The sequence below is a fragment of the Micromonospora sp. URMC 107 genome, from assembly GCF_051386315.1.
In the GTDB taxonomy this organism is placed as follows: Bacteria; Actinomycetota; Actinomycetes; order Mycobacteriales; family Micromonosporaceae; genus Micromonospora.
Genome location: NZ_JBPQTK010000017.1, coordinates 18282 through 38289, shown reverse-complemented (window position 1 = coordinate 38289; position 20008 = coordinate 18282). Strand labels below are relative to the sequence as shown.

Annotated in this window: 19 protein-coding genes; 10 read left to right on the top strand and 9 right to left on the bottom strand. The window is 73.7% G+C overall.

What is annotated here, in order from left to right; all coding sequences use genetic code 11:
- Nucleotides 1-12: 12 nt before the first annotated feature.
- Nucleotides 13-1137: a glycosyltransferase family 4 protein gene (locus tag ACSNN9_RS06395; protein ID WP_358087440.1), complete on the bottom strand. Its 1125-nt coding sequence runs from the start codon at nucleotides 1135-1137 to the stop codon at nucleotides 13-15.
- The gene (locus ACSNN9_RS06390; RefSeq protein ID WP_436671757.1) at nucleotides 1134-2393 is read right to left on the bottom strand and encodes a M48 family metallopeptidase; all 1260 of its coding nucleotides are present in this window, start codon (nucleotides 2391-2393) and stop codon (nucleotides 1134-1136) included. The genes ACSNN9_RS06395 and ACSNN9_RS06390 overlap by 4 nt, the downstream gene beginning before the upstream one ends.
- 297 nt (nucleotides 2394-2690) lie before the next feature.
- Between ACSNN9_RS06390 and ACSNN9_RS06385 the strand changes: the two genes are divergently transcribed.
- The 4 genes from ACSNN9_RS06385 to ACSNN9_RS06370 all read left to right on the top strand — a co-directional run bounded on the left by ACSNN9_RS06385 (nucleotide 2691) and on the right by ACSNN9_RS06370 (nucleotide 5953).
- Complete coding sequence (locus tag ACSNN9_RS06385) at nucleotides 2691-3206, top strand: hypothetical protein (RefSeq protein WP_436671755.1); 516 nt, start codon at nucleotides 2691-2693, stop codon at nucleotides 3204-3206.
- 82 nt (nucleotides 3207-3288) lie between these two features.
- Entirely contained in the window at nucleotides 3289-4134 is an 846-nt protein-coding gene (locus ACSNN9_RS06380) for a DUF4097 family beta strand repeat-containing protein (RefSeq protein WP_436671753.1), read from the top strand.
- Nucleotides 4135-4208: 74 nt separating this feature from the next.
- Entirely contained in the window at nucleotides 4209-5165 is a 957-nt protein-coding gene (locus ACSNN9_RS06375) for an ATP-binding cassette domain-containing protein (protein WP_436671751.1), read from the top strand.
- Nucleotides 5162-5953, top strand: coding sequence for an ABC transporter permease (locus tag ACSNN9_RS06370; protein WP_436671750.1), 792 nt, complete (start codon nucleotides 5162-5164; stop codon nucleotides 5951-5953). Before ACSNN9_RS06375 ends, ACSNN9_RS06370 begins: the two co-directional genes overlap by 4 nt.
- Nucleotides 5954-6065: 112 nt before the next feature.
- Here the strand turns inward: ACSNN9_RS06370 and ACSNN9_RS06365 are convergent, their stop codons facing one another.
- Nucleotides 6066-6278 (bottom strand): hypothetical protein, encoded by a 213-nt coding sequence (locus tag ACSNN9_RS06365; RefSeq protein ID WP_436671748.1) that lies wholly within the window; start codon nucleotides 6276-6278, stop codon nucleotides 6066-6068.
- 143 nt (nucleotides 6279-6421) lie between these two features.
- Nucleotides 6422-7903, bottom strand: a complete 1482-nt coding sequence (locus ACSNN9_RS06360) for an NYN domain-containing protein (RefSeq protein WP_436671746.1) — start codon at nucleotides 7901-7903, stop codon at nucleotides 6422-6424.
- A gap of 127 nt (nucleotides 7904-8030) precedes the next feature.
- On the opposite strand from ACSNN9_RS06360, the gene ACSNN9_RS06355 reads away from it, so the two are divergent.
- The 5 genes from ACSNN9_RS06355 to ACSNN9_RS06335 all read left to right on the top strand — a co-directional run bounded on the left by ACSNN9_RS06355 (nucleotide 8031) and on the right by ACSNN9_RS06335 (nucleotide 13556).
- The gene (locus tag ACSNN9_RS06355) at nucleotides 8031-9785 is read left to right on the top strand and encodes a DEDD exonuclease domain-containing protein (protein WP_436671744.1); all 1755 of its coding nucleotides are present in this window, start codon (nucleotides 8031-8033) and stop codon (nucleotides 9783-9785) included.
- Between the two features lie 129 nt (nucleotides 9786-9914).
- Entirely contained in the window at nucleotides 9915-11708 is a 1794-nt protein-coding gene (locus ACSNN9_RS06350) for a RelA/SpoT family protein (protein WP_436671800.1), read from the top strand.
- Between the two features lie 52 nt (nucleotides 11709-11760).
- Entirely contained in the window at nucleotides 11761-12303 is a 543-nt protein-coding gene (locus ACSNN9_RS06345) for an NUDIX domain-containing protein (RefSeq protein WP_358087427.1), read from the top strand.
- An 80-nt stretch (nucleotides 12304-12383) separates the two neighbouring features.
- Complete coding sequence (locus ACSNN9_RS06340; RefSeq protein WP_436671798.1) at nucleotides 12384-13232, top strand: nucleotidyltransferase family protein; 849 nt, start codon at nucleotides 12384-12386, stop codon at nucleotides 13230-13232.
- A 36-nt stretch (nucleotides 13233-13268) separates the two neighbouring features.
- Nucleotides 13269-13556, top strand: a complete 288-nt coding sequence (locus ACSNN9_RS06335) for an Lrp/AsnC family transcriptional regulator (protein ID WP_088999172.1) — start codon at nucleotides 13269-13271, stop codon at nucleotides 13554-13556.
- An 84-nt stretch (nucleotides 13557-13640) separates the two neighbouring features.
- Here ACSNN9_RS06335 and ACSNN9_RS06330 read toward each other — a convergent pair whose 3' ends face one another.
- From ACSNN9_RS06330 to ctaE, 5 genes are all read right to left on the bottom strand, one after another.
- Nucleotides 13641-14315 carry a DUF4142 domain-containing protein gene (locus tag ACSNN9_RS06330; protein WP_357873122.1) on the bottom strand — a complete coding sequence of 225 codons (675 nt, stop codon included), beginning with the start codon at nucleotides 14313-14315 and terminating at the stop codon, nucleotides 13641-13643.
- A 177-nt stretch (nucleotides 14316-14492) separates the two neighbouring features.
- Nucleotides 14493-16124, bottom strand: coding sequence for a cytochrome bc1 complex cytochrome b subunit (gene qcrB / locus ACSNN9_RS06325; RefSeq protein ID WP_358087425.1), 1632 nt, complete (start codon nucleotides 16122-16124; stop codon nucleotides 14493-14495).
- A complete protein-coding gene (gene qcrA, locus ACSNN9_RS06320; protein WP_436671742.1) occupies nucleotides 16121-17209 on the bottom strand; it encodes a cytochrome bc1 complex Rieske iron-sulfur subunit in 1089 nt (362 codons plus the stop codon). The genes qcrB and qcrA overlap by 4 nt, the downstream gene beginning before the upstream one ends.
- A 67-nt stretch (nucleotides 17210-17276) precedes the next feature.
- On the bottom strand, nucleotides 17277-18110 hold the full coding sequence (gene qcrC / locus ACSNN9_RS06315) for a cytochrome bc1 complex diheme cytochrome c subunit (protein WP_436671741.1): 834 nt from the start codon (nucleotides 18108-18110) through the stop codon (nucleotides 17277-17279).
- Between the two features lie 72 nt (nucleotides 18111-18182).
- The gene (ctaE, locus tag ACSNN9_RS06310) at nucleotides 18183-18782 is read right to left on the bottom strand and encodes an aa3-type cytochrome oxidase subunit III (RefSeq protein WP_132236143.1); all 600 of its coding nucleotides are present in this window, start codon (nucleotides 18780-18782) and stop codon (nucleotides 18183-18185) included.
- A gap of 108 nt (nucleotides 18783-18890) precedes the next feature.
- Here ctaE and ACSNN9_RS06305 point away from each other — a divergent pair, with 108 nt between their 5' ends.
- A complete protein-coding gene (locus tag ACSNN9_RS06305; protein WP_436671740.1) occupies nucleotides 18891-19835 on the top strand; it encodes a cytochrome c oxidase assembly protein in 945 nt (314 codons plus the stop codon).
- The last annotated feature ends 173 nt before the right edge of the window (nucleotides 19836-20008 follow it).

The following is a 20008-nucleotide window of genomic DNA, read 5'->3' as shown; positions in this document are numbered from 1 at the left end:
CGCAGGACGATGTCAGCCGGCGAGCAGGGCCGCCATCCGCTGCGCCTGTGCCTCCCAGCGCCACTCCCGCTCCACCCACGCGCGACCGGCCGCGCCGAACTGGCGGGCCAGGTCCCGGTCGGCGAGCAGCGTGGCCACCCGGTCGGCGAGCTGGGCGACGTCCCGGCCCCGGACCACGAACCCCGTCTCACCCTCGCGCACCGCGTCCGGCGCCCCGCCGGAGTCGCCGGCGACCACCGGCAGGCCGGTCGCGGAGGCCTCCAGGTAGACGATCCCGAGCCCCTCGACGTCCAGGCCCCGGTTGCGGGTGCGGCAGGGCATGGCGTAGACGTCGCCGGCGGCGTAGTGGGCCGGCAGCTCGGCCGACGGCACCGAGCCGGTGAAGACCACGTCCCGCTCGACGCCCGCCTGCCGGGCCAGCTTCTCCAGCGTGGCCCGGTAGGGCCCGCCCCCGACCACCAGGAGCGCGGCGTCGGGGACCCGGCGCCGGATCTCGGGCAGCGCCCGGATCAGCATGTCCTGCCCCTTGCGCGGCACCAGCCGGGACACGCAGACCACCACCGGGCGGTCGGCCAGCCCGAGCCGGAGCCGGACCGGTTCGCCGTCGACCGACGGGTGGTAGGCGTCCACGTCCACGCCGGGGGCGAGCCGGTGCAGCTCGGTCACCCCGTGCAGCGCCCGCTCCAGCCGCACCCGGGTGTACTCGCCCAGGTAGGTCGTGACGTCGACGCCGCGCCCGATGCGCCGCAGTGCTGCCCGGGCCGCCGGCAGCGCGGCCCAGCCGACCTCGTGCCCGTGGGTCTGCGCCACCGCCCGACGGATGCCCGTCCGGCGGCGCAGGCCCGCGGCGAGCAGGCCGAGGGGCGCCGCCGCGCCGAACCACACCGTGTCGCAGTCGTACGCGCGCGCCAGGCGGGCGGCCCGGCGGGCCACGCGCGGGGTGGGCAGCAGCACCCGGGTGCGGTCCCGGACCACCTCGAACGGCTGGTCGGCGTCGAACTTCTCCGCGCCCCGCCACGTCGAGGCGTAGACGACCACGGACCCGGCGGGCTGGCGCACCGCGAGGTTGTGCACGAAGGACTGGATCCCGCCGGGGCGGGGCGGGAAGTCGTTGGTGATCAGCAGCGTGCGGCTCATCGGCCGGCCTCCCTGGCGTGGGCGCGGGCGGCGGCCATCCGCTCGACCGTGGACGGGTGCGTGGCGGAGTAGAGGTACTCCCAGCGTGGTGGATCCGGGTCGGCGAGGTTGATGCCGGCGAGCCGCCGCTGCATCGCCTCGAAGGCGGCCGGGTCGCCGGTCAACGCGAGCGCGTGCGCGTCGGCGCGCGCCTCCACCCGCCGCGACATCAGCGCCTGCGCCGGCGCCGAGACCAGCCCGGCCACCGTCACCAGGGCGACCAGCAGGGGGAACGCGCGCGGCTGGGCGACGGAGTCGACGCCGGCCAGCCGCAGCAGCGGGCCGGACGAGCCGAGCAGGTAGAGCGCGACCACCGCGGCGGCGGCGCCCAGCGCCCCGGTCAGCGTGCCGACCGCGACGTCCCGGTCCTTGGCGTGCCCCAGCTCGTGCGCCACCACGGCGGTCACCTCGGCCGGCGTCGCCTCGCGCAGCAGCGTGTCGTAGACCACGACCCGGCGGGTCGGCCCGAGCCCCGAGACGTACGCGTTGACCGCCCGGGTGCGTCGCGACGCGTCGGCGACCAGCACGTCGCGCACCGGGACGCCGTCGCGGGCCGCCATCTGCATCAGCTGGGTGCGCAGCGGTCCCTGCTCCAGCGGGGTGAACCGGTTGAAGACCGGCTCCACGAGCACCGGCAGCACGAAGGAGAGCAGCACCACCAGGGTCGCCGCACCGGCCGCGCCGAACGCCCACCACCAGCGCGGCGACAGCCGGATGACGGTGTAGAAGCCGAGCAGCGCCACCGCGCCGATCACCGCGCTGACCGCGTACGACTTGAGCAGGTCGGCCGCCCAGCCGCTCCAGCCGTTGGTGCTCAGCCCGTAGCGGGTGAGCACGGCCTGCCGCCAGGCGGCGAACGGGAGGGTCACCAGGTCGGCGACGAGCACCACGGCGAGCCCGCCGAGGACGGCCTGGGCGGCCCAGTGGCCGCCGAACGGGCGGCCGGCCAGCTCGACGAGCCGGCTGCCCAGCGGGGTCAGGCCGAGCAGCAGGGCCACCAGCAGGCCGATCGCGATCGCGGCCCAGCCGGCGGGGCGCAGCGCGGAACGGAACTCCCGGCTGCGGGCCACCTGGTCGGCGGGGAGGTCGCCCAGCGCGGCGAGCTGGTCCGCCCGGGGGGCGGGCGGCCGGTGCCACGGGATCAGCAGCGCCGCCGCGACGAGGAGGGCGAGGGTCAGCCCGGCGAGGGTCAGCAGCGCCCAGCCGCGCGGGCTCACCGCGGCCCGCCCGGTGCCGGATCGACGTGCGCGGGGCGTGCCACGGCCAACCGCCGGTGGCCCGCGTCGCCGCCGACCATGGCCGGGCTGTCGCCACCACGCCGTACCCGCGTCATGCCGCCGCTCCCTCCGCCGTGACCGCCCATCCTATTGCCCGCCGCGCCGCCGCCCGCGCGGTGCCGGCCGCCGCCGTCCCGGTGACCGCTCCGCCCCTCCTGACATCACCTGTCGCCATCATGACGCCAATCGGAGCCATGGTGGCTTGCCATGACGTCACTTTGATGCCATAGTGGCGTCATGGACCTGACGTCGTATGTCGACAACCTCCGGCAGGAACTGGCCGGCGTCGCCGAACTCGGCGGCGACGAGGCCCGCGCCCTCGCCGAACGACTGGCGGGGCCGCTCGAGTCGGCGCTCCGGCTGGCACTACTGGACGCGCTGACCGCGGCGGCGGCCGAGATCACCCGCGACCTGGCACCCGGGTCGGTCGAGCTGCGCCTGCGCGGGCGCCAGCCGAGCTTCGTCGTGACGCCACCGCCGACCGGCCCGGAGCCCGCGGGCGAGCCGGAGGCCGCCGAGCCGGCCGTGTCGCCGGCGACGGACGGCGAGGAGGGCGCCACCTCGCGGATCAGCTTCCGCCTCTCCGAGCACCTGAAGGGCCGCATCGAGGAGGCCGCCGCCCGCGAGGGCCTCTCGGTCAACGCCTGGCTCGTCCGGGCGGCCACCGCCGCCGTGGCGGGCACCCCGACGGCCCGGCAACCGCAGCGCCGCGCCCCCCGCAGCGGCGAGCGCTTCACCGGCTGGGCCCGCTGAGCGGCCCGCCACCGATCCGCGCCACCGCCTCCACCGCCTCCGTCCCGACTCGGGACATCCGCACGTCAGAAGGGACCGCGTCGTGCCCACATTCGACACCCCAACCCCGATCTCGGCGACCGTCGACCTGGTCGTCGGTGACGTCCACGTCACGGCCACCGACCGCACCGACACGACCGTCGAGGTCCGCCCGAGCGACGCCGCCGCCGAAGCCGACGTCCGCGCCGCCGAACAGACCCGGGTGGAGTACGCCGACGGCCGGCTCCTGGTCAAGTCGCCCCGGCAGCGCGGGTTCGGGCTGTTCGGCAAGCCCGGCTCGGTCGACGTGACGATCGGGCTGCCCACCGGCTCGCACCTGCACGGCGACGCCTCCGTGGCGGCGTTCCACGGCAGCGGCCGGCTCGGCAGCTGCCGGATCCGGACCGCGACCGGCGACATCGACCTGGACCGCACCGCCGACGTGGACCTCGACACCTCCGCCGGCGGCGTCCGCGTCGAGCACGTGGCCGGCCCGGCCCGGATCAGCACCGGAACGGGCCGGATCCGGGTGCAGCAGGTCGACGGCGACGCGGTGGTCAAGAACTCCAACGGCGACAGCTGGCTCGGCACGGTCACCGGCGAGGTGCGGGTGAAGACGGCCAACGGCGAGACCACCGTCGAGCGCGCGCAGGGCCCGGTCACCGCCACCACCGCCAACGGCGACATCCGGATCGGCGAGGTCTCGGCGGGCGCGGTGTCGGTCCGCACCGCGACCGGCGGACTCGACATCGGCGTCCGCTCCGGCACCGCCGCCCTGCTCGACCTGCACACCCAGTTCGGCCGCGTGGACAACCACCTCGAGGCGTACGAACCGGCCGGGGAGCCCGAGGGTGCCGTGCGGGTGACCGCCCGGACCTCCTTCGGCGACATCGTGATCCGCCGCTGCTGACCCCGTTCGCCCGACCGGCCCGACCGCCGGTCGGGCCCCTCGACCGGCCCGACGGCCGGCGTGAAGGAGAAGACATGCCACCCAGCTCGGCCCCGGCGGCCATCTCGGTCGCCGCCCTCCGGAAGTCCTACGGCGAGCACGTGGTGCTCGACGGGATCGACCTCACCGTCGCCGCGGGGACCATCTTCGCCCTGCTCGGTCCCAACGGCGCCGGCAAGACCACCACCGTGCAGATCCTGTCCACCCTGATCGGCGCCGACTCCGGCGAGGCGCGGGTCGCCGGTCACGACGTCGCCCGGGAGCCCGACGCGGTACGCGCCGCGATCGGCGTGACCGGCCAGTTCTCCGCCGTCGACGGACTGCTCACCGGCGAGGAGAACCTGCGGCTCATGGCCGACCTGCACCACCTGCCCCGGGCCGAGGGGCGGCAGCGCGCGCGGGGCCTGCTCAGGATGTTCGACCTGACCGAGGCGGCCGGCAAGCCCGCCGCCAGCTACTCCGGCGGGATGCGCCGGCGACTCGACCTGGCGATGGGTCTGGTCGGCCGCCCCCGCGTCGTCTTCCTCGACGAGCCCACCACCGGGCTCGACCCGCGCAGCCGGCAGGCCATGTGGCAGATCGTCCGGGACCTGGTGGCGGACGGCGTCACCATCTTCCTCACCACCCAGTACCTGGAGGAGGCGGACCAGCTCGCCGACCGCATCGCCGTGCTCGACCACGGTCGCCTGGTGGCGGAGGGCAGCGCGGCGGAACTCAAGCGGCTCGTGCCCGGCGGGCACGTCAGCCTGCGTTTCGCCGACCGGGCCGCGTTCGACACGGCCGTGCGGGTGCTGCCCGAGCAGTCCCGCGACGCCGCCGAACTCACCCTGCACGTGCCCGGCGACGGCGGGGTCCGGTCGCTGCGGGACCTGCTCGACCTGCTGGACAGCCAGTCGATCGCCGTGGAGTCGCTGTCGGTGCACACGCCCGACCTCGACGACGTCTTCCTGGCCCTCACCGGCCGGCCCGAGAAGGAGGGAACCCCCCGATGAGCACCCTGACGTACGCCGTACGCGACTCCGGCACGATGCTGCGCCGCAGCCTGCGCCGCTGGGTCCGCTACCCGTCGATGACGGTGCTGCTCGTCGGCATGCCCGTCATGCTGCTGCTGTTGTTCGTCTACGTCTTCGGCGCGACCCTCGGCGCCGGGCTGGGCGGCGGGGCTGGCGACCGGGGCGACTACGTCAACTACGTCACCCCGGGGATCCTGCTGATCACCGCCGGATTGGCCGCCACCGGGACGGCGGTGTCGGTCGCGATGGACATGACCGAGGGCATCATCGCCCGGTTCCGGACCATGGCGATCGCCCGGGCGTCGGTGCTGACCGGCCACGTGCTGGGCAGCATGGTGCAGACCGTGCTCAGCCTGGCGGTGGTCACCGGGGTCGCCCTGTCGATCGGGTTCCGGCCCACCACGGAAGCGCCGGCCTGGCTGGCGGCCGTCGGCGTGCTGGTCATGACCGCCTTCGCGTTCACCTGGCTCTCGGTCGCGCTGGGGCTGGTCTCCAAGAGCGTCGAGACGGCGAGCAACCTCCCCATGCCGCTGACCTACCTGCCCTTCATCGGCAGCGGGTTCGTGCCCACCGACTCGATGCCGGACGGGCTGCGGCAGTTCGCCGAACACCAGCCCTTCACCCCCATCATCGAGACCCTGCGCGGCCTGTTGACCGGCGGGCCGGTGGGGACGAACGCCGCTCTCGCGGTGGCCTGGTGCGCCGCCATCGCGCTGGTCGGCTATCTCTGGGCGAAGAAGCTGTTCAACCGGGACCCGTCCCGCTGACCGTCGCCCCCCAGCGCCCGTTCCCCGAGCCATCGGCCCGGGGGACGGGCGCCGTCGGGGGCGGCTCTCCTCATCCTCGGCGGGCCTGCCATCGGGCGGCGGCCACGGCCCGTCACGCGACGCGGCGGCGTTGGGTGAGCCGCCCGGCCGGCCGGGGCGCGGGCAGCACCTCCACCTCGAACCCGGCCCGGGCGAACACCTCGATCGCCCGGGCCTCGGGACCGCCCAGCCCGGCGGCCGGGGAGGAGTCGTCGAACAGCGCGGTCACCAGGCAGTCGGCGCAGCCGTCGCCCCGGGCACCGCACCCGTCGCAGTCGATGAGCATCTCGCCTCCTGATGCGCTGCGGCGGCGGACGGCGAACCACCGTCGCCGCCCGACCACCATCGGTCACCACGACGTTATGCGCGGGGTACGACAGAAAGGGACAACCGGGTCGCGTCCGGCCCGAAAGCGATCAAGCGCCCCGATCAGGACCGGGAGAGCCGGCGCAGCAGCGAGTCGGCGCCGAGCGGGTACGCGCCGTGCCGGCGTACGCCGTCGGCGACCTCGCGGTCCGAGGAGACCACCACCACCGGGCGGCCCGACGGCTCGGCGCGCACCAGGCGCCGGATCAGCTCGTCGGCGGTCTCCCCCTTGCGGGAGAAGAGCACCCGTACGCCGCGCGGCGAGGGCGGCAGCCCGTGCATCCGCTCGGCGCCGTCGAAGACCACCGTCACCTCGTCGCCGGTCTGCGCGGCGATCCCGCCCAGGCCGGTGATCAGCCGCTTGCGCTGCTGCTCCAGGGACATCTCGCCGAAGCCACGCTTGGTCACGTTGTAGCCGTCGACCACGAGGTGCGCCCGGGGCAGGGCGAGCAGCTGGTCGAGGCGGGCCGGGTCGTCGGTGTCCCGGGCCCGGGCGGCGGTGCCGGCCGCCGTGGTGCCGGACTGGTCGGCGAAGGCGTCGGCCACGAAGTCCGCGGGCAGCTTGTCGACCGGATCGAGCGCCAGCTCACGGCGCAGCCCGACGGCGGCCTGCCCGATGGTCTCCAGCAGCAGCCAGAGCCGGGCGTCGTCGACCGAGCGGGCCTCCTTGGCGCTGGCCCGGGCGACCCCCGCCGCCGCCTCGGCCTCGGCCAGCCGGGCCCGGACCCGGCGCAGCTCGGCGTCGGCGTCCGCCGCCGCCCGGGCGGCCCGGCCCCGCTCGGTGGCGAGCAGCTCGGTGGCCTTGCGCTCGCGGGCCTGCGTCTCGCGCAGCGACCGGGTCAGCTGCCGGCCCTCCTCGCGCAGCTGGCCGAGCTCCTCACGGACCCGGGCCAGCTCGTCGCGGAGCTTCTCAGCCTCCACCCGGGCCACCGCCCGGTCGTGCTCGGCGCGGGTGGCCCGTTGCTCGGCCTCGCGGACCAGCTCGGCCACCACCGCGCTGTCGGCCTCGGCGCGGACCGCCGCGCCGCTGGCCTCGATCAGCTCCCGCCAGCCCCGGGGCCGGGCCAGGTAGGCCAGAGCGGCCACCTCGACCGGGTCGGCGGCCGCCGGCGCGGTGCCCTCCAGCACCGCGGCGCCCAGGTCGCCGCTGTCGGCGAGGACCCGGGCGGTGATCCGCTGGCGGAACAGCGGGTCCGCGGTGAGCTGGGCGGCGATCGCGGGGGCGCCGAGGCGCGCCCGGCGGTTGGGGGCGAACTTGGCGACCCGGCGCAGCGGCACCGGCACCTCGTCGGCGGGCAGCCCGGGCAGCACCGTCGCGGTGAGCGCCACGATGCGCTGCCGGACCGGCTCGGGCAGCACGGGCTCCGGCTCGGACACCGCCGCCTCGGGCTCGGACACCGCCGCCGCAGGCTCGGACACCGCCGCCTCGGCGGCCGCAGCCGCGGGCTGGCCGGCCTCGTCGTGGGTGCCCTCACCGGCGTCGCGCGCAGCGTCGACCGGATCCTCCTGCCGGAGGCGGTCGTCGTGCGGCTCGGTGAGGGGCATGTGGCAAGTCTCCCACCGCGACCGGGCCCACCGCCCGGTGAGTGAGCCGATCTCTCATCCTAGACCGGTGGTGACGTCTGGTGCCGATGGGACGGGAGTGTCGGACCTGACCGCTAGCGTGCCGCCGATGGCAGAGACCGAGTACGTCCAGGAGCCGCTGGCCGGTTTCGACCCGGGCGCGGGCGGGATCGACCCGGCGCTGCCGCTGTACGCGACGACGTTCGTGGTGGTCGACCTGGAGACCACCGGCGGCGCGCCGGACGGCGGCGGGATCACCGAGATCGGCGCGGTGAAGGTGCGCGGCGGCGAGGAGCTGGGCGTGCTGGCCACCCTGGTGAACCCCGGCGTGCCCATCCCGCCGTTCATCACCGTGCTGACCGGCATCACCCAGGCCATGCTGGTGCCGGCCCCGCCGATCGAGCAGGTGCTGCCGAGCTTCCTGGAATTCATCACCGACGCCGTGCTGGTCGCCCACAACGCCCCCTACGACGTGGGCTTCCTCAAGGCCGCGTGCGCGAAGCACGGCTACCGCTGGCCCAACCCGCGGGTGCTCGACACCGCCGCGCTGGCCCGCCGGGTGCTGACCCGCGACGAGGTGCCCAACCGCAAGCTCGGCACCCTCGCGGCCTACTTCCGCACCGCCACCCAGCCGACCCACCGGGCGCTCGACGACGCCAAGGCCACCGTCGACGTGCTGCACGGGCTGATCGCCCGCCTGGCCGGGCACCGGGTCGACACCGTCGGCGACGCCATCGAGTTCGCCCGGGCGGTCACTCCCACCCAGCGGCGCAAGCGGCACCTGGCCGAGGGGCTGCCGAAGGCGCCGGGGGTCTACATCTTCCGGGCCGCCGACGACCGGCCGCTCTACGTCGGCACCTCCGGCGACATCGCCACCCGGGTGCGCAGCTACTTCACGGCGGCGGAGAAGCGGGCCCGGATCTCCGAGATGCTCGCCGCGGCGGAGCGGGTGGAGGCGCTGGAGTGCGCCCACTCGCTGGAGGCGGAGGTCCGCGAGCTGCGGCTGATCGGGGCGCACGCCCCGCCGTACAACCGGCGGTCGAAGTTCCCGGAGCGGGTGCTCTGGCTGAAGCTGACCGACGGGCCGTACCCCCGGCTGTCGGTGGTCCGGGCCATCTCCCCCGGCGACGCCGCCTACCTCGGGCCGTTCAGCTCGCGTCGGGCGGCGGAGCTGGCCGCCGCCGGCTTCCACGACGCCGTGCCGCTGCGCCAGTGCACCCACCGGCTCTCGCTGCGCACGGTCACGCCGGCCTGCGCGCTGGCCGAACTGGGTCGCTGCCCGGCGCCCTGCGAGCACCGGATCTCCCCCGAGGAGTACGACGCCCGCGCGGTCGCGCCGTTCCGCACCGCCACCGCCAGCGATCCCCAACCGGTGGTCGACGCCCTGCTCGCCCGCATCGACGCGCTCTCGGGCGCCCAACGCTACGAGGAGGCGGCGGTGGCCCGGTCCCGCCTGGCGGCGGTGCTGCGGGCGACCGTACGGATGCAGCGGCTGACGGCGCTGACCGGGATCGCCGAGCTGGCCGCCGCGCGGCCGGCGGCCCGCGGCGGCTGGGAGCTGGCGCTGGTGCGCCACGGCCGGCTGGCCGGGGCGGGCGTCTCACCCCCCGGTGTCCACCCCCGACCGACGATCGCCGCGATCCGGGCGACCGCCGAGACCGTCCTGCCCGGCCACGGCCCGGTCCCGAGCGCCTCGGCCGAGGAGACCGAACGCATCCTGTCCTGGTTGGAACGACCGGAGACCCGGCTGGTGGAGATGACGTCCGGTTGGGCGTCCCCGGTGGCCGGCGCGGCCCGCTTCCGCGACCTGCTGAGCAAGGCCGAGAACGCCGCATCCCACCAAAGCTCGACCGAACGCCCATGACCAAGTGACCGATCGGACTACCTCGCCTCCCTTAGGCTGTTAGAGAAGTGCAGTCCTGCCCGTTTCGTGGGCCTGCTCCCGGTTGCCGGGTGTCGGCGGCCGTGGAGCCGGGGTGAGGAGGTGTCCCACGTGGACGTCGACGCCGGACGCGGCGCCGCCCTGGGGGGCGCCCTGCCGACCCAACCGGGCGAGCTGCCGCTCGCCCGCCGGCTGCGCTCGCTGCTGAGCTGGCCCACCGCCGACACCGACCCGGTCAGCCAGCTCGTCCGGACCCACCGGACGATCCACCCCGGCACCGAGCCCTCCGTGCTGCGCCGGGCCTACACCATCGCGGAGAACATGCACCGCGGGCAGTTCCGCAAGAGCGGCGAGCCCTACATCACCCACCCGCTGGCGGTGGCCCAGATCTGCGCCGAGATCGGCATGGACGCCATCACCCTGGTCGCCGCGCTGCTGCACGACACCGTGGAGGACACCCGCTACACCCTCCAGGCCCTCGCGGAGGACTTCGGGCCGGAGGTGGCGCACCTGGTCGACGGGGTCACCAAGTTCGACAAGGCGTTCTACGGCAAGGCCGCCGAGGCCGAGACGATCCGCAAGATGATCATCGCGGCCGGCAAGGACGTCCGGGTCCTGATCATCAAGCTGGCCGACCGGCTGCACAACATGCGCACCCTGGGCGTCCGGTCCGCCGCGTCGCGCGAGCGGATCGCCCGCAAGACGCAGGAGGTCCTGGTCCCGCTCTGCGACCGGCTGGGCATCCAGACGCTCAAGCGCGAGCTCGACGACGTGGTGCTGCTGCACCTGGAGCCGGAGGAGCACGCCCGGATCGCCCGGCACGTGCACGACCGGCCGGGCTGGGACGCGTACCTCGACGAGGTGGTCACCCGGGCGAGGTCGGCCCTGCGCCGCAGCCGGGTGGACGCGGCGGTGACCCCCCGCCCCCGGCACCTCTACTCGATCTGGAAGGACACCGTGGCCGGTGGCCACAGCGCCCCCTTCGACCTGCCCCGCATCGCGATCGTGGTGGACGGCCCGGCAACCGACTGTTACGCGGCCCTCGGCGCGATCCACGGCACGTGGCGGCCGGTCCCCGGCCGGTTCAAGGACTTCATCGCCTCGCCCAAGAACAACCTCTACCGCTCCCTGCACACCACCGTCTGCGGGCCGAAGGACCGCACCGTCGAGGTGCTGATCCGCACCGAGGAGATGCACCGGTCGGCGGAGTACGGGGTCGCCGCCGACTTCCGCTTCCCGCGCTCCGGCGCCGGCACGGCCGCGGCCCGCGCGGAGCAGCTCGACTGGCTGCGCCGGGTGCTCGACTGGGAGCAGGACACGGCCGATCCGGCCCAGTTCCTCGAATCGCTGCGCTGCGACCTCGCCGAGGCGCAGGTCCAGGTCTTCGCCGACGGACGACAGATCGTGCTGCCCGCCGGGGCGACCCCGGTCGACCTCGCATACGAGCTGGGCACCGAGCGGGGCGACCACTGTCTCGCGGCGCGGATCAACGGCCGGCTGGCCCCGCTCTCCTCCGAACTGGACGAGGGCGACGTGGTGGAGATCTTCACCGAGACCGACGCGGCGAACGGCTTCGACGCCGACGTCGCCCCACGCGGCCCCCGCCGGGAGTGGCTCGGCTTCGTCAAGTCGCCGCAGGCGCAGATGCAGATCAGCCGGTGGTTCGCCGAGCACACCGAGCCGGGCATCTCCATCACCGACAAGGTCCGCCTCGGCCGGGCCACCATCGGGCTGGCCCTGCGCAAGCACGACCGGGGCCTCGCCAGCGACCTGCCGCTGCTGCGGCTGTCGGAGGAACTCGGCTACCCCGACCTGGAGACCCTGCTGGTCGCGGTGTTCGACCGGGTGATCCAACCGGACACGGTCGTACGCCAGCTCATCGACCTGGTGGACCATCGGCAGTGACGGCTCCGGCCCGGGTGGTCCGAGGGTTCCTCGCGGCCACTAGCCTGGACGCATGATCCCCCGCTCGCGCGCCACCGGCCGGGCCGTCGCCTACCAGGTCTTCTACCGGCTGCCGTTGCCGGTACGCCGTCGCCTGGTCCGGCTGGCCGTGCCCAAGTACATCGTCGGCGCGGTCACCCTGGTCCGGGACAGCGAGGCCGAGGGGGCGGGCCGTCTGCTGCTGCTGCGCCAGCCGCCCGGCAGGGGCTGGGGGCTGCCCGCCGGCCTGTTGCAGAAGGGCGAGGCACCGGTGGTGGGCGCCGCCCGGGAGCTGCACGAGGAGTCCGGCATCCGGCTCTCGCCCCGGCAGCTGAGCCCCGCGGTCCCGAACGCGGTGGTGCACGCCAAGGGCTGGGTGGACGTCGTGTTCACCGCCGAGGTGCCGGCGTCGACCACCGAGCTGAAGGTCGACGGGGCCGAGGTCTTCGAGGCCGCCTGGCACCCGCTGGACGACCTGCCCAAGCTGACCTGGCCGACGGCCCGGCTGCTCGCGTACTACGACATCGGGCCGCTGGCCGGGCAGTTCCCGCCACCGGTGCCCGACACGACGCCGTGAGCGCCGGTCGCGCCGACGACGACGCCGCCCGTACCGGCCGCGGCGCGACCGGGGACGCCGGCGGGGCCGGGGTCTGCGCGGTGGTGCTCGCCGCCGGCGAGGGCACCCGGCTGCGGCCGTTGACCGAGCGGCTGCCCAAGGCGCTCTGCCCGGTGGGCAACGTGCCGCTGCTCGACCGGGCGCTGCACCGGCTGGCCGGGCTCGGCCTGGCCGGGCCCGGCCGGGTCGCCGTCAACGCCTGCTACCTCGGCGATCAGGTCGTCGCGCACGTCGCGGACCGCGCCCACCTCTCGGTGGAGCCGGGCGACCCGCTCGGCACCGCCGGCGGGGTGGCGAACCTGCGGGAGTGGATCGCCGGGCGCGGGGTCCTGGTCGGCAACGCCGACGCCTACCTCGCCGACCCGGCGCGGCCCCCGGGCCCCGACATCGCCGCGCTGCTGCGCGACTGGGACGGCGACTCCGTACGCCTGCTCGGCCAGCCCGCCGCCGACCCGGCGGCGCCGGGCACCTTCGACGGCCACGTGTTCACCGGCTTCTCGCTGCTGCCGTGGCGGCTGGTGCGGGAGCTGCCGGTCGGGTTCGGCGACCTCGTCCGGGCGCTCTGGCGCCCGGCGGAGGCGGCCGGCGCGCTGACCGTCGTGCCGTACGCCGGCACGTTCTTCGACACCGGCACCCCGGCCGACTACCTGGCGGCCAACCTGCACGCCGCCGGCGGCGGCAACCTGGTGGACCCGACGGCCACGGTGACCGGCCGCTGCCGGGCGGCGGTGATCGGCGCGGGCGCGGTCGTCCAGGGCGACGTGGAGCGGGCGGTCGTCTGGCCCGGCGCCACCGTCGGCCCCGGCGAGCGCCTGCGCGACGCGGTGCGCGCCGGCACCGCCCTCACCGTCCCCGGCACACCACCGGCCCCGGGCCGGGGAAACCTCTAGCATGGGCGACGACGCCGACGAACGGAGAAATGTCCCGTGATCACCGCGATCGTGCTGATCGACTGTGCCACCGACTCGATCCCCGAGGTGGCCGAGAACCTGGCCAACCTGCCCGGCGTCAGCGAGGTCTACTCGGTGGCCGGCCACGTCGACCTGATCGCGATGGTCCGGGTCCGGGAGTTCGAGCAGATCGCCCAGGTGATCGCCGGCAGCATCTCCAAGGTGCCCGGGGTGCTCAACACCGAGTCGCACATCGCCTTCCGGGCGTACTCCCAGCACGATCTGGAGGAGGCGTTCGCGATCGGCCTCGCCAACGCCGACTGACGCGGACGCCGGGTCGCCGCCCGGCACCCACGCGAGCGGCCGGCCCACCCCTGGGGATGGACCGGCCGGCGTGGTGCGCGGACGTCAGCTCTGCGTGGGAGCCGGCGTCTCGAAGGTGCCGCCCGGAGCCGGCGACTCGGTCGTGCCGCCCGGAGCCGGGGTCCCGGTGGTGCCACCCGGAGCCGGCGTCGTGCCGCCCGGGCTCGGGGTGCCGCTGGCGCTGGTCTGCGGCACCGGGATGCCCAGCTGCTCCGCCAGCTGCACCAGCGCGTCGTAGTGCGCCTGCAGGGTCGGCAGGGCGGTCTGGGCCAGCTGGACCACCGACTGTTCGGAGCCCTGCGAGATCTCCGTCTGGGTGGCCTGGATGGCCTGGACGTGGCCGGCCAGCTCGCTGGTCACCCAGAGCCGGTCGAACTCCTCGCCGCTGGCGTTGTTGAGCTGGTCGATGACGGACTGCTGATCCGCGGTGGGCTCGCTCGGCAGCTCCACACCGAGCTGGGACGCGGTCTGCTGCACCGTCTGGTCGAGCTGGGTGTGGTCCGTCTTGAACCGGGCACCCAGGTCCTTGACCCCCTGGTTCTGGCCCTTCTGCTGGGCCAGGTCACCCGCAGTGATCTCGAACAGGTTGACCTGGTGCACGGCCTGCAGGTACTGCGTGTCCTGCGCCGACGGCTGCACCGCGGCCTGGGCCGCCGCAGCAGGCGCGACCCCCACCAGCACCAGCGCGGCCAGCAGGCCGAGGCGTTTGATACCCAACATGCTTCCCCCCCTTGAGACGTTGGATCGCACGGATACCCGGCTGACCGGGGTTATTCCTGCGATCCCCCGTCGGGGAGGCGACCGACCGACACGCCCGTGTCGGCCCGTCGGCGGGCGGAAACGGACGTGGCGCCCGCCGGAGGACTCCGGCGGGCGCCACGTGGAGGTGTCGCGGGGTCAGCGGCGGCTCTCGCCGCTGCCGATCTCCTCCCGCTCCGGCCGGGCCTCGACCGGCGGGTGCCCCGGCGAGACCGGCGCCTCGGCCGGCTTCTCGATCGGGTAGAAGAAGCCCCGGATGGCCGGGCCGAGGGCGCCGAGCCGGTTCATCTTCTTCGGCACGACCCAGCCGGCGTACGGCAGCGCGCCGTGGCCGTCGCCGTGCCCGTCCGCCGCCGCGAGCGGCTGGTGGACCTCTTCGAACCGGCCGTCCGGCAGGCGCCGGATGATGCCGGTCTCGACGCCGTGCGCGAGCACCTCCCGGTCGTGCTGCTGGAGACCCAGGCAGATCCGGTAGGTGACGTAGTACGCCAGCGGCGGGACCACCAGCAGACCGATCCGGCCGGCCCAGGTCATCGCGTTCAGGCTGATCTGGAACTTGTCGGCGATGACGTCGTTGGCGCCGGAGAGGGTCAGCACGATGAAGAACGCGACCGCCATGGCGCCCAGGGCGGTCCGGGCCGGCACGTCCCGGGGCCGCTGGAGCAGGTTGTGGCTCCTGGTGTCCTTGAGGCGCCGGGCCTCCAGGAACGGGTAGAGCGTCGACAGGCCGACCAGGATGCCCGGCAGCACGACCGTCGGCCAGAACAGCGGCGGGATCACGTATCCGTCGCCGATCGGGATGTTGATCTCCCACGCGGGCATCAGGCGGGTCGAGCCGTCGAGGAACATGACGTACCAGTCGGGCTGGCTGGCGGCCGAGACCACCCACGCCTCGTACGGGCCGAACAGCCAGATCGGGTTGATCTGGAACAGGCCGCCCATCAGCGCGATCACGCCGAAGACGACCATGAAGAAGCCGCCCTGCTTGATGGCGTAGCGCGGGAACATCCGCTCGCCGACCACGTTGCCGTTGGTCCGGCCGGGGCCGGGCCACTGGGTGTGCTTCTGCTTGAAGACCAGGCCCAGGTGGGCGCCGATCAGCGCGAGCAGCAGGCCCGGGACGAGCAGCACGTGGGCGATGTAGAACCGGCTGATGATGATCGTGCCCGGGAACTCCCCGCCGAAGATCGACGAGGTGACCCAGGAGCCGATCACCGGGATGGAGAGCATGATCGCCGAGGCGATCCGCAGGCCGGTGCCGGAGAGGCCGTCGTCCGGCAGCGAGTAGCCGGTGAAGCCGGCGAGGAAGCCGACCCAGAACAGCAGCGAACCGATGATCCAGTTGGTCTCACGCGGCTTGCGGAACGCGCCGGTGAAGAAGACCCGGAGCATGTGCACCACGATGGCGGCCATGAACAGCAGCGCCGACCAGTGGTGCATCTGCCGCATGATCAGGCCACCCCGGACGTCGAACGAGATGTCCAGGCTGGAGGCGTACGCGGCCGACATCGGCGTGCCCCGCAGCGGGGCGTAGCTGCCGTTGTAGACCACCTCGGTCATCGCCGGCTCGTAGAAGAAGGTCAGGAAGACGCCGGTCAGCAGCAGGACGACGAACGAGAACAGCGCGATCTCGCCGAGCAGGAACGACCAGTGGTCCGGGAAGACCTTGTTCAGCAGTCGCCGCAGCGGGGTGGCCACCTGGAAGCGGTCGTCCACTCCCCGGGCGACGTTCCCCGGGACTGCTGCCTTGTCAAACTTGCGCCGCTTCACGGCCGCTCCCAGAAGTCGGGCCCGACGGTCTCGGTGTAGTCGGACTTGGCCACGAAGTAGCCCTCGGAGTCCACCTCGATCGGCAGCTGCGGCAGCCGTCGGCTGGCCGGGCCGAAGATGGGCCGGGCGTTGTCGGTGATCAGGAACTGCGACTGGTGGCACGGGCAGAGCAGGCGGTTGGTCTGCTGCTCGTACAGGCTCGCCGGGCAGCCGGCGTGCGTGCAGATCTTCGAGTAGGCGGCGTAGTTGCCCCACATGTAGTCGCCGTGCCCAACCCGCTCGTTGGCCCGGCGCGACTCCTGCGCGTCCGAGTCCCGCAGGTGGATCAGCAGGGTCGGCGAGTCCGCGTGCAGGTTGCTCACGCCGTGGTCGATGCCGGGGAAGACGGTGATCTGGCCGCCCGCGCTGACGTCCGCCGGGCGCACCGGCCGGCCGTCCTCGCGGACCAGCCGGACCTTCTCGCCGCCCTCGGCCGGGGCGAACCCGGTCGTGAACATCTGGTTGTTCTTGTGCGGTTGGGAGATCAGGCCGCCGACCAGGGGCGCCGCGGCGACCGCGCCGACCGGCGCGAGACCGGCCAGCAGCGAGATGCCGAGCAGCGGCCGGCGCTTCACGCCCAGCTCGTCGGCCATGTAGAGCATGGTCTGGCCGGTGATGATCCGGTCGTCGGAGGCGACGGCGCCCTCGTGCCGGTCCTGGATCGAGACCTCCTTCGGCAGCAGCTTCTTGCCCCAGGTCAGGATGCCGAAGCCGATGCCGAGCAGGGCCACGCCGAGGGTGACGCCGAGCAGCGGGGTGTACCACTTGTCGCCGCCGCTACCGGCGTGGTACTCCCACGGCCACCAGATGTAGATGACCAGGAAGGCGGTCGCCGCCAGGCCGGTCAGCAGGAAGAACGACGCGACGGTACGGGTCAGCCGGCGCTCGGCCTTGCTGCCCGGCGCCACCTGCGGCTCGTAGTGGACGATCTCGATGTCGTCCCGGCGCGCGCCCTCGCGGACGATGTCGAACTGGCTGAGCCCGGGGGTGTTCACGTCGAGCGGCTCCCGGCCCTGCTGGGCCTGGTGCTCGGTGTGCGTGGTCATGCCGTCACCTCGCTACGGGCGGTGCCGCGCTGCGGCACCACGGCACTGAATCGGATGAGCCGCCCGGTCACGACTTGCCCGCAATCCACAGGCTCGCGAAGACGAGCGCGACGATGCCCACCAGGAAGATGGCCAGGCCCTCGGTGGACGGCCCGTACCGACCGAGGTTGAAGCCGCCCGGGTCCTGGTCGTGCTTCAGGGTCTCCTGGATGTAGGCGATGAGGTCCGCCTTCTGGTCCGGGGAGATCTGGTTGTCGCCGAAGACCGGCATGTTCTGCGGGCCGCTGAGCATCGCGGCGTAGATCTGCCGGTCGGTGGCCGGGCGCAGGCTCGGCGCGTACTTGCCGGAGGAGAGGGCCCCGCCGCCACCGCCGAAGGCGTGGCACTGCGCGCAGTTGATCCGGAACAGCTCGCCGCCGGCGGCGATGTTGCCGTCGGAGTGCAGGTCGTCACCGTTGGGCACCACCGGGCCGCCGCCGAGCTCCTGGACGTACTGCGCGAGCTGGCGGACCTCCTCGTCGGTGAACAGCTCCGGCTTGCGCTGGGCCTGGGCTTCCTGCCGGGCCATCGGCATGCGGCCGGTGCCGACCTGGAACTCGACCGAGGCCGCGCCGACGCCGATCAGGCTCGGCCCGCGTCCCTCGACGCCCTGGGCGTTGCGACCGTGACAGGTCACACAGCTCACGTCGAACAGCGCCTTGCCCTCCGCGGCGGCACCGGTGAGCGGGGTGTCCTGCGCCTGCACGCCGGGGGCGAAGACGGTGTAGGCGCCGCCGGCCAGCATCAGCGCGGCGAACAGCCGGACCGCGGCACCCAGCCGGCGGCGGCCCCTGCTGCGCGCCGCGGGCCGCTCGCGCAGCCGCGCGAGCAGACCGCGTCGGCGGTCGTTGTCAGAAGTCATGACCTGTGTCCTTAACCGGTTGGACCTTGTCTCAGGGGACGGAGCAGCGGCGCGGTTCGTGACGCGCCAAGATCACTGAAGCCAGTAGATCATGGCGTAGAGCCCGATCCACACGACGTCGACGAAGTGCCAGTAGTAGGACACGACGATCGCCGACGTGGCCTGCGCCGGCGTGAACCGGCCCATGGTGGTGCGGATCATGAAGATGACGAAGGCGACCAGACCGCCGGCCACGTGCAGTCCGTGGAAGCCGGTGGTCAGATAGAACATCGACCCGTAACCGTCTTCGTTGATCTTGATGCCCGCGTGCACCAGCTCGCGGTACTCGTTGAGCTGGCCGAGGACGAAGATCAGGCCCATCACGAAGGTGATCGTGAACCAGCGCCGCAGCGCGTGGACGTCACCCTTCTCCGCGGCGAAGACACCGAGCTGGCAGGTCACCGACGACAACACCAGGATCACCGTGAAGGTGGTCGCGTAGGGGATGTTGAGGTGCGTGGTGTGTTCCGCCCACTGCTCCGGCGCCGCCGCGCGGATGGAGAAGTACATCGCGAACAGCGCCGCGAAGAACATGAGTTCGCTGGAGAGCCACACGATCGTCCCGACGCTGACCATGTTGGGTCGGGTCAGGGAGTGGATCCGGCTCTTGTCAATGGCTGGGGCCGCAGTCACGCGGTCATTATTGCCCTTGACCGGGGCCGCCGATCAGCGGGGGGCCAAACCCGTGGCGTCCACAGCCCGATCGGGGCAGTCCGGTTCGCCTGACCTAGGCTGAAAAGCGTGCTGCACGCCGATCCGATCTCCGCCGCAGCCGCCGTCGCCGCGCCGGCTGCGACCGCGGCCACCCCGCCGCCGTTCACCGTGACCTCGGTGTTCACCGAGACGAAGCTGGACAGCTGGCTCGCCGTCGGCCTGGTGCTGGCCGCCGGCGTCTACCTCTACGGGGTGCACCGGCTGCGGCTCCGGGGCGACCGGTGGCCGGTCGCCAGGACCGTCTTCTTCCTCGGCCCCGGCCTCGGCGGCATCGCGGCGGTCACCGTCAGCGGCCTGCACGCGTACGACACGGCGCTGCTGTCGGTGCACATGGTCCAGCACATGGTGCTCTCCATGATCTCGCCGATCTTCCTCGCGCTGGGCGCGCCGGTGACGCTGGCCCTGCGCACCCTGCCGCCGCGACCGCGCAAGCGGCTGCTGGCGGTCGTGCACAGCCGGATCGCGCGGATCTACAGCTTCCCCCTGGTGGCGTTCACCATCTTCGTGGTGAACCCGTTCGCGCTCTACTTCACCGACCTGTACCGCTACACGCTGGAGCACGTGTGGGCGCACGAGGTCGTGCACGCGCACTTCATCATGACCGGCTGCGTGTTCTTCTGGCCGCTGCTCGGCCTCGACCCGCTGCCGGGCCGCTGGCCGTACCCGGCCCGGGCGCTGCTGATGCTGCTCTCCGTGCCGTTCCACACCGTGCTCGGGCTCACCATCATGCAGAGCAGCACGCTGTTCGGCGGCGACTGGTACCCGTCGCTGGGGCTGACCTGGTCGGACCCGTGGCAGGACCAGGTGGTCGCCGGGGGCATCCTCTGGGCCGGCGGCGAGTTCGTCAGCGTGACCATGCTGGCCGTGCTGGTCGTGCAGTGGATGCGGCACGCCGAGCGGGAGGCCCGCCGCGTCGACCGCGACCTGGACCGCCAGGAGGCCCGGCAGCGCGCCGCGGAGGCCACCGCCTGAAGCCGTGCCGGCGGTACGCCCCGACCCCGCCCCGGCCGGACGTCGCACACCTCACACCGACCGGTACCATCAGCGGGCGGCCACGAGGTGGGAGCCAGTCCCGCCGAGGAGCACGCAGCGAACGAATCATCGAGCTCAGTGTGATGGTGCCGCACGACGGCACGGAGCGAAGC